This is a genomic window from Nocardiopsis sp. NPDC055824 (assembly GCF_053616335.1).
This window is the reverse complement of sequence record NZ_JBSHDN010000201.1, coordinates 1-11,565: the sequence shown is the minus strand read 5'-3', so window position 1 is coordinate 11,565 and position 11,565 is coordinate 1. Positions and strand designations below refer to the sequence as shown.

The window sequence follows — 11,565 nt, the reverse complement described above, 5'->3', positions numbered from 1 at the left end:
CCCCTCAGAGAAGGCCGAACGGTCCGGGGTCGGGCAGGCCCCGGGAGCACCGGTCCGTCAGACGCGGGCGATGGCGCTGCACAGGGCCTTCAGCGAGGCCGTCGTGATGCTGCTGTGGATGCCGACGCCCCACACGACCCGGCCGTCGATCTCGGCCTCCACGTAGGCGGCGGCGCGGGCGTCGCCGTCCTCGCCCATGGAGTGCTCCACGTAGTCCATGACGCGGACCTTGACGTCGACGTCGGCCAGGGCGTCGCAGAACGCGGAGATGGGGCCGTTGCCGGTGCCCGACAGTTCGCGGATCTCACCGTTGACGCGGGCGTCGGCCTCGATCCGGTAGGTGCCGTCACCGTCGGTGGAGGAGCGGTGGGCCAGGACCGCCACCGGGCCCTGGTCGGCCAGGTAGGTCGTGGAGAAGATCTCCCAGATGCGGTCGGCCGCGAACTCCCCGCCCTCGGCGTCGGTGAACTTCTGGATGACCTGCGAGAACTCGATCTGGAGCCGGCGCGGCAGGTCCAGGGAGTGGTCGCGCTGCATGATGTAGGAGACGCCGCCCTTGCCGGACTGGCTGTTGACGCGGATGACCGCCTCGTAGTTGCGGCCCACGTCCTTGGGGTCGATGGGCAGGTAGGGGACGTCCCAGGTGTGCTCGTCCACCGGGGCGCCGGCGGCCCCGGCGGCCTCCTCCTGCGCGGCGAAGCCCTTCTTGATCGCGTCCTGGTGGGAGCCGGAGAAGGCGGTGTAGACCAGGTCGCCGCCGTACGGGTGGCGGGGGGCCACCGGCAGCTGGGTGCAGTGCTCGACGGTGCGACGGATCTCGTCGATGTCGGAGAAGTCGATCCGGGGGTCGACGCCCTGGCTGAACAGGTTCATGCCCAGGGTGACCAGGCAGACGTTCCCGGTGCGCTCGCCGTGCCCGAACAGGCAGCCCTCGACCCGGTCGGCCCCGGCCATGACCGCCAGCTCGGCGGAGGCGACGCCGGTACCCCGGTCGTTGTGCGGGTGCACGGACAGCACGACGTGCTCGCGGCGCGACAGGTTGCGGCTCATCCACTCGATCTGGTCGGCGTAGACGTTGGGGGTGGAGCGCTCGACGGTGGCGGGCAGGTTCAGGATGATCTCGCGGCCCGGCCCGGGGTTCCACACGTCCATGACGGCCTCGCAGACCTCCAGGGCGAAGTCCAGCTCGGTGTCGATGAAGATCTCGGGCGAGTACTCGTAGCCGAAGTACTCGGTCCCGTCCAGGTACTGCTCGGCGAAGCGCATGACGTGGCGGGTGCCCTGGACGGCGATGTCCTTGCAGGCCTCCCGGTCGACCCGGAAGACCACGCGGCGGAAGGTCGGTGCGGTGGCGTTGTACAGGTGCACGGTGGCGCGCTTCGCGCCGACCAGGCTCTGCACGGTGCGCTCGATCAGGTCCTCGCGGGCCTGGGTCAGCACCGAGATCTGCACGTCGTCGGGGATCAGCCCGTCCTCGATCAGGGACCGGACGAAGTCGAAGTCGGTCTGGCTCGCGGAGGGGAAGCCGACCTCGATCTCCTTGTAGCCCATCTCGACCAGCAGCCGGAACATCTCGTGCTTGCGCGCGGGGTCCATGGGCTCGATCAGCGCCTGGTTGCCGTCGCGCAGGTCGGTGGAGAGCCAGCGGGGGGCGGCGTCGATGGTCTTCGACGGCCAGGTGCGGTCCGGCAGGTCCACCGGGGCGAAGGGCTTGTACCGGTGGAAGGGCATGGGGCTGGTCTTCTGCTGCGGCACCATCGCGGTGTCTCCTCGGGGTGGTTCGTGCATGTGGTCTGGTCGACCAGGAGCAAGCCGAAGTCCCGCGGCGAGGGAGCCGACCGTCTAACGACCCCCGCCGCGGCCGCTAAGGAGGAGCAGCACGCGCAGCATAACGGTGATCACGCTAGCAGACGGCCGGAGAACCCCGGTACCCCGCGTCCACATGTCGAGATGCAAGTCACGTACCTGCGACGACACGACGTGCGCGAATGGGACGCCGCCGAGGGCCGGGCCGCGCGACCGCTACGTGTACCTCGACTTCGAGATATCGCGCAGAGGTCTGTACCATTTCAGGTGAACCCTTCAGTGCTAGGGGGGTTGTTCGAGTCCCGCCGACGGGACCCAGGGTGCGGCCAACACCCGAGGCCGCCGCCGACCGCGCCGAGTACGCGTAAGCCGCGGTGGCGGCGAGGCCGGTACCGTCGGCGGGATCTCTCGTTCCCGCCCCCGCGGGGCGGAGCGGCGGGTCCACCGGGTGGCTCCGGAGGAGCGGGGGCCCGCGACACACGGCCCCGGAGCGCGGTCCGCCGGCGTGGCCACATCCGGCCACGGGGTACCCGGTCCCCCCGCGACCGAAGCGGGCTTCACCTGCCGGAGCGGGCAAACAAGGCGATCCGCCACATCGGTGACGGAAAGTTAGCCATATTGACAGATTGTGCCGATTTCTTCTGCAATGACGCCACGTATCCGCAGCCTCACCCCCGCTGGAGGCATCGTGGGAAGCACCCCCGTCAGAAGAATCCTCGTCCCCGCGGCCGTGGGAGTACTCGTCCTCGGACTCCTGGGCACGAGCGGCGCGTCCGCCGAGCCCGTCCACGGCCTCTACGAGGTCCGCGGCGCGACCTCGGCGCAGGACCGCACGGAGATCGCCGCGACCGGCGCGGCCATCGACCACGTCGGCGACGAATCGGTCCTGGTCACCGCCACCCCCGACGACGCCGAGGAGATCGGCGGGCTGGGCTACGGCGTCGAGGAGTTCGACGTCCCCGTCCCCCTCGCGGACCCCGACCCCGGCTACACCGGCTACGCGGAACTGGTCGGCGTCATCGACGAGGTCGTCGCCGCCCACCCCGACATCGCCGCGCGGTCCGTCATCGGCCGGTCGCACGAGGGGCGCGACCTCCTCGCGGTCAAGATCAGCGACAACGTCGATGTGGACGAGGACCAGCCCGAGGTGCTGTTCGTCCACGCCCAGCACGCCCGCGAGCACCTGACCGTCGAGATGGCGGTCCACCTGATGCGCCTGCTCACCGACGGCTACGGCGGCGACCCCCGGATCACCGACCTGGTCGACGACCGCGAGATCTGGATCCTGCCCAACGTCAACCCGGACGGCAGCGAGTACGACATGGCGGGCAGCACCTGGCGGAACTGGCGCAAGAACCGCCAGCCCAACGAGGGCTCCTCGTCGCCGGGCACCGACCTCAACCGCAACTGGGCCTACGAATGGGGGTGCTGCGGGGGCTCGTCCGGCAACCCGAGCAGCATCACCTACCGGGGCCCGGCGCCGGAGTCGGCGCCGGAGGTCCGGGTGGTCGCCGACTTCGTGCGCGGCCGGGTGGTCGGCGGCGAGCAGCAGATCACCACCGCCATCGACTTCCACACCTACAGCGAGCTCATCCTCTGGCCGTTCGGCCACACCTACGACGACGTCACGAACGGCATGACCCGGGAGGAGTACGACACCCACGCGGCGCTCGGCGAGCACATGGCCGAGGCGAACGGCTACACCCCCCAGCAGTCCAGCGACCTGTACGTCACCGACGGGTCGATCAACGACTGGCTGTGGGGCGACCAGAGGATCGTGAACTTCACGTACGAGATGTACCCCCGCAGCGCGGCCGGCGGCGGGTTCTACCCGCCCTCGTCGGTGATCGAGAGGGAGACCGCCCGCAACGAGGAGGCCGTGCTGCGCCTGCTCGACTACGCGGACTGCCCGTACCGGATCATCGGCGAGGAGGCCGCGTACTGCGGCTGACCCGGCGGACGCGGAGGGGCCCCGGGGATCTCCCGGGGCCCCGGGCGTCAGGCGCCGGGAACCGGCTCGAACTCCTTGACGGCGTCGATCGCGGGACCGTGCGGGGTGTTGGCCTCGCGCTCGATCATGATCTCGACGAGCACCGGCCGCGAGGTGGACCGGGCCTCCTTGCGGGCCCACTCCAGGGACTCGCGGATCTCCCCGGGCTCCCACACCCGGCGCCCCGAGCAGCCGTAGGCCTCCATGAGCTTGACGTTGTCGGTGCCGTACTCGTCGTAGTGGACGTCCACCTGGTAGTTCATGCCGAAGGGGATCGACGCCTGGCGGATCAGGCCCAGGTACTCGTTGTTCAGCATGATGATCACGTAGGGGACGTCGTACTGGGCCGCGACGGCGAGCTCCTCGACCATGTACTGGAAGCCGTAGTCGCCGACGATGCCGACGACCTCGGCGTCGGGTTCGGTGGCCGCCAGCGCCTTCCGGACGCCGATGGCCGCCGGGATCTCCCAGCCGAGCGGTCCCGCCTGGCCGCAGATCTGGTAGTGCCGCGGCTTGTACGCCTTCTGGTGCTGGCCTCCCCAGATCTGGTAGAGGCCGATGGCGGTGACGAAGTAGGTGTCCTCGTCGAAGACCTCGTTGATCTCCTTGTAGACGCGCGGCGCCTTGACCGGGACCGTGTCGAAGTCCTCGCGGCGCGTCAGGGTGGCCTTGAGCTCGCCGATCCGGTCGATCCACGGTTCGACCCGGGCCGTGGCCCCCCTGCGCCGGGCCGCGGCCAGCAGTTCCCGGAGGAACAGCCGCGCGTCGGAGACCACGCCCAGGTCCGGCTCGAAGACCCGGCCGATCTGGGTCGCCTCGATGTCCACGTGGATGAACGTGCGGTCGCCCCGGTAGACGTCGATCTGGCCCGTGTGGCGGTCGGCGAACCGCGCCCCGACCGCCAGGACCAGGTCCGACTCCAGGAAGGACGCGTTGCCGTAGCGCTGGGAGGTCTGCACACCGGTCATACCCGAGTACAGGGGCGAGTCCTCGTCGAAGGAGCCCTTGCCCATCAGGGTGACCTGCACCGGCACCCGCAGGTACTCGGCGAGTTCGCGCAGGTCCGCCGAGGCCTCGGCCAGGATCACCCCGCCCCCGGCGAGGATCAGCGGGCGCTCGGCGGCCAGCAGCAGGTCCAGCGCCCGCTCCACGCGGGGCAGGTGCGGCTCGACCGTGTTGACCTTCAGCGGTGCGTCGATCGCGGGGTCGTACTCGATCAGCTTCTGGGCGACGTCCACCGGGATGTCGATCAGGACGGGCCCGGGACGGCCCTCCCGCGCGACCCGGAACGCCTCGCGGAAGATCCACGGGGCGGTCGCGGCCTCCTTGATCTGCACGGCCCACTTGGTGACCGGCTTGGCGATCTCGACTATGTCGACCGCCTGGAAGCCCTCCTTGTCCAGGAGGTCGGTGCGCTGCTGGCCGGTGATGCACACGATCGGGACGGAGTCCGCGATGGCCGTGTACAGGCCGGTGATCATGTTGGTGCCGGCGGGCCCGGAGGTGCCGATGGCCACGCCGACCCTGCCGGTGGTGCGCGACCAGCCGTCGGCCATGTGGGTGGCGCCCTCCTCGTGGCGGACGGTGAGGTGCTCGATCCCGCCCACCTCCTCCATCGCCTTGTAGAGCGGGAGGATCGCGGCGCCGGGGCAGCCGAAGGCGATGTCGACGCCCTCGTCCTTGAGGACCTCGACGACGGCGTTCATCACGGGCATCTGTGCCATGACGGGTGAACCCTTCGGTGCTAGGGGTGCTGGTGCGGTCGGCTCCGCCTGCGGTGTCCCGGGTGCGGCCAACACCGGGGACTGCGGTACGGGGCCTTCCTGGGAGGTCGGCTAGGACCGGCCGGAGAGCTGCTGGACGATCATCAGGAGCGCGGAGTGGTCGAGCCCGCCGTGCCCCTGGTTCTTGAGCGCGGCGACGGACTGCGCCACCTGGGCGCCGAGCGGGATCGCGACGCCCGCGGCGCGCGCGGAGTCGGTGACGATGCGCATGTCCTTGTCGTGCAGGGCGATGCGGAACCCCGGCGTGAAGTCGCGCTCGCGCATGGCCCTGCCCTTGCGCTGGAGCACCGTGCTCCCCGCGAGCCCGCCGCCGAGGACCTCCAGGCCCGACTCCGTGTCGACGCCGTGGGCCTCCAGGAAGACGAGCGCCTCCGCGAGGAGCTGGATGTTGCCCGCGACGATGAGCTGGTTGGCGGCCTTCACGGTCTGCCCTGCCCCGTTCGGGCCGACCAGGACCGGGGTGGTGCCCAGGACGTCGAAGATCGGGCGCGCGGCCTCGAAGTCGGCCTGCGCCCCGCCGACCATGATGGACAGCTTGGCCTCCACGGCCCCGGCCTCGCCTCCGCTCACGGGCGCGTCCAGGACGCGGAGGCCGCGTTCGGCCCCGGCCTCGGCGACCGCCCGGGAGACGTCGGGGCGGATGGTGCTCATGTCGATGACGAGGGTGCCGGGCTTGGCGTTCTCGTACACGCCCCCGGGGCCGAGGAGGAGTTCCTCCACGTCCGGGGAGTCGGGAACCATCGTGATGACGACGTCGGCCCCGGTGACGGCCCCGGCGACGCCGCCGCCGCGGCGTCCGCCCTCCGCGACGAGCGCGTCGACGCGCTCGGGGGTGAGGTTGTGGCCGGTGACGGTGTAGCCGGCGCGGACCAGGTTGACGGCCATGGGCAGGCCCATGATCCCCAGGCCGATGAAGGCGATCTCGGTGTCGGGCATCGCTGTCCCTCTCGTGTCTCGGTCGTGCCGCGGCTGTCGCCGCGGAAAGGGTGGCGGGGGCTCAGACCAGCCAGTCGAAGCTCTTGGCGCTGGGGACGGTCGGCTTGTACTCCAGGCCGACGAGCCCGGTGTAGCCGCCGTCCCGGAGCGCCCGGAGGAGGTCGTCGAACGGGAGGCGTCCGGTGCCGGGCTCGCCCCGGCCCGGGGAGTCGGCGATCTGGACGTGGCCGAACTCCGCGGCGTGGTCGCGGACCACGGCGAAGACGTCGTCCCGGTTGACCACGAGGTGGTACAGGTCCGCGAGGAGGGCGACGTTCGGGGCCCCGGCCTCCCGGGCCCGGGCGACGAACCCGAGGCCGTCGGCCGCGGTCGTGAGGGGGTAGTCGGCCGAGCCGCTGATGGGCTCGACGAGCACGGTGCCGCCGACGCGGGCGACGGCCCCGGCCGCCGCGAGGGTGTTCTCCAGGGCAACCCGGTCCTGTTCGGCGGGGTCGGTCCCCGGCAGTCGCAGCCCGTAGAGGGCGTTGAAGCCGGTGGTGCCCGTGCGCTCGGCGATCCGGGTGACCACGTCGACGTTCGCGCGGAACTCCTCGGCCCTGGCGGGGTGCGAGAGCACGCCCCGGTCGGGCCCGGGGAGGGCGCCGGCGAAGAAGTTGAGGCCGGTGAGGCGCACGCCGGCGTCGTCGAGGGAGCGGACGAAGGAGTCGACCTCGTCCTGGGGCGGGGTCGGGCTCTCGAACGGCCACCAGAACTCGACGGCGTCGAAACCGGCGTCCCGGGCGGCCCGGGGGCGTTCGAGGAGCGGGAGCTCGGTGAACAGCAGGGAGCAGTTCACCGTGTAGCGGAGTGAGTGGCTCATGCATTGCCTCCAACTTCTACTTTCACATTGTGGAAAGTAGTTTTCGTTTTGAGGAATGTCATGAGTGTGCGGCCGGTCACCCCGGCTTGTCAACCGCCCCGACCCGCCGGATGCACGGCAGGGCAACCACTTCAACCCCGCGAGACCCATGCACCCCAGGCGCGGCGGGTGGACACGGGGGTCCTTTGTGCGGGTGTACAGATTCGGTCGTCTTTCGCGATATGGACCTTTTGAGTGTTGACAAGGTCACACCGCCATCAACTAGAGTCCCCCCAATCCGCAATACGGAATTGGCCGTCTGCACTACGAAAATCCTTGGTCGGTTCAGCTCCCCCGCCCACGGGGGACCGACCGGCCGAGCCACGGGAGAGCACATGCCCGAGACCATGCCGGAGGAGCCGGGACGCGGCTCCGACCCCGGCCTGGAGCAACTGAACGCCCTGACCGGGGAGGAGCTGCGCGCACGGCTGGCCCAGTGCCTGGACGTGGACCGCTGGGTCGCGTCCCTCGCGGCCCTGGCGCCCTTCCGGGACCGGGACGAGCTGATGCGCGGCGCGGACGACCACGCGCGCGCCATCACACCCGAGGAGGTCGCGACCGCCCTCGCCCGCCACCCCCGCATCGGGGAGAAGGCCGAGGGGACCGGCACCGAGGCGCGGTGGTCGCGGGGGGAGCAGTCCGCGTTCGCCGCCGACACCGACGACGCCTCGGCCCGCGTACAGCGGATCTTCGCCCACGCCCAGCGTGAGTACGAGGACAGGTTCGGGCACATCTACCTCGTCTGCGCCAGCGGGCGCTCCAGCCGCGAACTCCTCGCCGACCTGGTCGCCCGCCTCGGCAACGACACCGCCACCGAGCTCCGCGTCGTCGCGGACGAGCTCCGCCGGATCGCCGGGCTCCGCCTGGCCAAACTCCTGGGGAACCCATGAGCCACGTGACCACCCACATCCTGGACACCGCTCTGGGCGCTCCGGCACGCGGCGTCCCCGTCCGCCTGGAGAACGCCGCCGACGAGCGCCGGACGTCCTGGCACACCGTCGCGGAGGGGCGCACGAACGACGACGGACGCGTCCCCGACCTGGGCCCCGAGCGGCTGGCCGACGGAACCTACCGCCTCGTCTTCGACACCGCCGCCTACTTCGCGGCGGACGGCCGGACGGGTTTCTTCCCCGAGGTCACCGTCACCTTCGACCTCGCCGAGGAGCAGGCCCACTACCACGTGCCCCTGCTCCTGAGCCCCTACTCCTACTCCACCTACCGGGGCTCCTAGCCCCGGGGGCGTCCGCCCTCGGACGCCCCGGCCTCCCGGCACCGCCCGCCCGGGCGCGGCCCCGCAACGGAAAGGAGCGACCGACACGGAACCTCAGCCGGCCAAGGTGTGACACCTGCTTCTTCGAGTGCGTGACAGGTCCTTCCGCATGACCACAGCGGTCCTCCCTCGTACGTACTGCGCACAGGCGCGACGATGACGAATATCCACAACCCTGGAGTTCAACCCTGATGGGCATCCGACTCGGAGAGAACCAGTACGGAAAGGCCGAGGTACGCCTCGTCCACGTCAACCGCGACACCGACGTCCACCGGATCAAGGACGTCAACGTCACCTCGCAGCTGCGGGGCGACCTGGAAACGGTCCACACGCTCGGCGACAACACCACCTGCCTGCCGACCGACACCCAGAAGAACACCGTCTACGCCAAGGCCCGCGAGTGGGGCGGCGTCGGCGCCATCGAGGACTTCGCCCTGCGCCTGGCCCGCCACTTCGTCGGCGAGCACGACTACGTGGACGGCGCCCGGCAGGAGATCCACGAGTACGCCTGGGACCGCATCACCACCCCCGACGGCCCCCACGACCACGCCTTCTCCCGGCGCGGCGGCGAGACCCGCACCACCGTCGTCACCAAGGACGCCGAGGGCGAGTGGGTGGTCTCGGGCCTGGAGGGGCTCACCGTCCTCAAGTCCACGGGGTCGGAGTTCCACGGCTACCCCAGGACCAGGTACACGACCCTCCAGGAGACCACCGACCGGATCCTCGCGACCGACGTCAGCGCCCGCTGGCGGTACGTCGGCGTGGACCACGACTACGACGCCGTGTACGCGTCGGTGCGCGCCCTGATGCTGGAGGCGTTCGCGAACACCCACAGCCTGGCGCTCCAGCAGTCGCTGTACGAGATGGGCCGCTCGGTGCTGAAGAGCCACCCGGAGATCGCGGAGGTCCGCTTCTCCATGCCCAACAAGCACCACTTCCTCGTGGACCTCTCGCCCTTCGGCCTGGACAACCCCAACGAGGTGTTCTTCGCCGCGGACCGCCCCTACGGCAAGATCGAGGCGACCGTCGAACGCGACGACGCCCCCGCCCCCGGCAACGCCTGGAAGACCGTGCCCGGCTTCCTGTAGCCACCCCCGCGCCGGGGCCCGTCTGTGCGGCCGGGCCCCGGCCCCCGCCCCGCTCGGGGCTCCGCCGTCCCCCCTGGCCCGCTCTCCGCGGCGGGCCGCACGCCGCACCCCGGCGTGCACGGCGGCGGGTCGCCCGACCGGGGCGACACCACCGGGCCACGCGCCCGAGAACCAGGCCCCCTCTGAGGCGGCCGCCAAGCGCAAAGGCTGGAACCGGCCATGTCTAACAGTCCGTCCGCGAAGGACTCGGCCAGAACGAACGCCACACCCCCCACCCGCCCCGAGGACGAGAAGCTGCCCGCGCGGCTGCTGTTCGTCTACGGGCTCCAGCACATCCTGACCATGTACGCCGGCGCGGTGGCCCCGGCCCTGGTCATCGGCAGCGCCGCTGGGCTCGCGAACGACCCCGCCTCCATGGGGATCCTCGTCAGCGGCGCACTCCTGGTGGCGGGCATCGCCACCCTCATCCAGTCCGTGGGCCACCGCCGCTTCGGCGCCCAGATGCCGATCGTGGTGGCCAGCTCCTTCGTCCCCGTCAGCGCCGTCACCGCCCTGGCCGCCGGACAGGACGGGGAGAACCTGCCCGTCGCCTTCGGCGCCTCCCTCGCCGCCGGGGTCTTCGCCCTGGTCCTGACGCCGTTCTTCGGGCAGCTGATCCGCTTCTTCCCCCCGATCGTGACCGGCACCATCATCACCGTCATCGGCGTCAGCCTGATGCCGGTGGCCGCCGGATGGATCGTCGACGGCGCCGCACGGACCGCGGAGGACGGCACCGCGGCCCCCGCGGCGCCGCTGTCCCACCTGGCCCTGGCCGGGTTCACGCTGGCGGTCATCCTGGTCGGCTCCCGGGTGCTGCCCGGAATCTGGGGGCGGCTGTCCATCCTCATCGGCCTGGTCGTCGGCACCCTCGTCTCCCTGCCCCTCGGGATGGCCGACTTCAGCCGCGTCGGCGAGGCCGACATCGTCTTCGACCCCACCTCGGTGTTCTACTTCGGAGCCCCCCGGTTCGAGGTCGCCGCGATCGTCACCATGTGCGTCATCATGCTCGTGGTGCTCACCGAGGGCGCCTCCCACATCATCGCGGTCGGCGAGATCACCGGCTCCGAGGTGGACGCCAAGCGCATCTCCGCGGGCCTGCGGGCCGACGTCAGCGGCTCCCTCATCGGCCCGATCTTCAGCGCGACCCCCACCAGCTCGTTCGCGCAGAACATCGGCCTGCTGGCCCTGACCAAGGTGCGCAGCCGGTACGTGGTCGCCACCGGCGCGCTCATCCTCGTCGCGCTCGGGCTGTTCCCCGTGCTCGGCGGTGTCATGGCCGCGATCCCCGCCCCCGTCCTGGGCGGGGCCGGGCTCGTGCTCTTCGGCAGCGTGGCCGCCAGCGGGGTCAAGACCCTGGCCAAGGTGGACTTCACCAACAACCTCAACCTGGTCCTGGTGGCCACCTCCGTCGGCGTGGCGATCATCCCCCTGGCCTACCCGACCTTCTACGCGTTCCTCCCCGAGTCCGTGGAGCTGGTCGCCCACTCGGGGATCATCGGCGCGGCCGTCACCGCCATCCTGCTGAACATCTGCTTCAACGTGCTCGGCCGCGACTCGGGGGCGAAGGCCCCGACCCGGATCGACCAGGAGGAGATCGGCAGCGCCGGCCCCGGCGAGGCCAAGTACACCGACCGGGCCGGAGCGGTCTACCGCGACGGCGAACCCGAGGCCCCGGCGGGGGCGTAGTACCCGCCTCCCGGACCGCCCCCGCCCTCCGGCGGGGGCGGCGGGCGCCCCTCCCCGGGCCCGGCCCC

9 protein-coding genes are annotated in these 11,565 nt (G+C 71.1%); 5 read left to right on the top strand and 4 right to left on the bottom strand.

Annotation, left to right across the window (positions count from 1 at the left end):
* Positions 1 to 57: 57 nt before the first annotated feature.
* Positions 58 to 1,758, bottom strand: coding sequence for a 2-isopropylmalate synthase (leuA, locus tag ACWGL3_RS27035; protein ID WP_267945964.1), 1,701 nt, complete (start codon positions 1,756 to 1,758; stop codon positions 58 to 60).
* A 736-nt stretch (positions 1,759 to 2,494) separates the two neighbouring features.
* On the opposite strand from leuA, the gene ACWGL3_RS27030 reads away from it, so the two are divergent.
* Positions 2,495 to 3,757 (top strand): M14 family metallopeptidase, encoded by a 1,263-nt coding sequence (locus ACWGL3_RS27030; protein ID WP_378551759.1) that lies wholly within the window; start codon positions 2,495 to 2,497, stop codon positions 3,755 to 3,757.
* 47 nt (positions 3,758 to 3,804) lie between these two features.
* Here ACWGL3_RS27030 and gcl read toward each other — a convergent pair whose 3' ends face one another.
* The 3 genes from gcl to ACWGL3_RS27015 all read right to left on the bottom strand — a co-directional run bounded on the left by gcl (position 3,805) and on the right by ACWGL3_RS27015 (position 7,375).
* The gene (gene gcl, locus ACWGL3_RS27025) at positions 3,805 to 5,520 is read right to left on the bottom strand and encodes a glyoxylate carboligase (protein ID WP_267945966.1); all 1,716 of its coding nucleotides are present in this window, start codon (positions 5,518 to 5,520) and stop codon (positions 3,805 to 3,807) included.
* 111 nt (positions 5,521 to 5,631) lie between these two features.
* A complete protein-coding gene (locus tag ACWGL3_RS27020; RefSeq protein ID WP_344185161.1) occupies positions 5,632 to 6,516 on the bottom strand; it encodes a 2-hydroxy-3-oxopropionate reductase in 885 nt (294 codons plus the stop codon).
* A gap of 61 nt (positions 6,517 to 6,577) precedes the next feature.
* On the bottom strand, positions 6,578 to 7,375 hold the full coding sequence (locus ACWGL3_RS27015; protein ID WP_267945968.1) for a hydroxypyruvate isomerase family protein: 798 nt from the start codon (positions 7,373 to 7,375) through the stop codon (positions 6,578 to 6,580).
* 374 nt (positions 7,376 to 7,749) lie between these two features.
* On the opposite strand from ACWGL3_RS27015, the gene uraD reads away from it, so the two are divergent.
* From uraD to ACWGL3_RS26995, 4 genes are all read left to right on the top strand, one after another.
* Complete coding sequence (uraD, locus tag ACWGL3_RS27010; protein WP_267945969.1) at positions 7,750 to 8,304, top strand: 2-oxo-4-hydroxy-4-carboxy-5-ureidoimidazoline decarboxylase; 555 nt, start codon at positions 7,750 to 7,752, stop codon at positions 8,302 to 8,304.
* Complete coding sequence (gene uraH, locus ACWGL3_RS27005; protein WP_267945970.1) at positions 8,301 to 8,645, top strand: hydroxyisourate hydrolase; 345 nt, start codon at positions 8,301 to 8,303, stop codon at positions 8,643 to 8,645. The genes uraD and uraH overlap by 4 nt, the downstream gene beginning before the upstream one ends.
* Before the next feature lie 230 nt (positions 8,646 to 8,875).
* Entirely contained in the window at positions 8,876 to 9,772 is an 897-nt protein-coding gene (gene pucL, locus ACWGL3_RS27000) for a factor-independent urate hydroxylase (protein WP_267945971.1), read from the top strand.
* A gap of 219 nt (positions 9,773 to 9,991) precedes the next feature.
* The gene (locus ACWGL3_RS26995; protein ID WP_267945972.1) at positions 9,992 to 11,497 is read left to right on the top strand and encodes a nucleobase:cation symporter-2 family protein; all 1,506 of its coding nucleotides are present in this window, start codon (positions 9,992 to 9,994) and stop codon (positions 11,495 to 11,497) included.
* Positions 11,498 to 11,565: the final 68 nt, after the last annotated feature.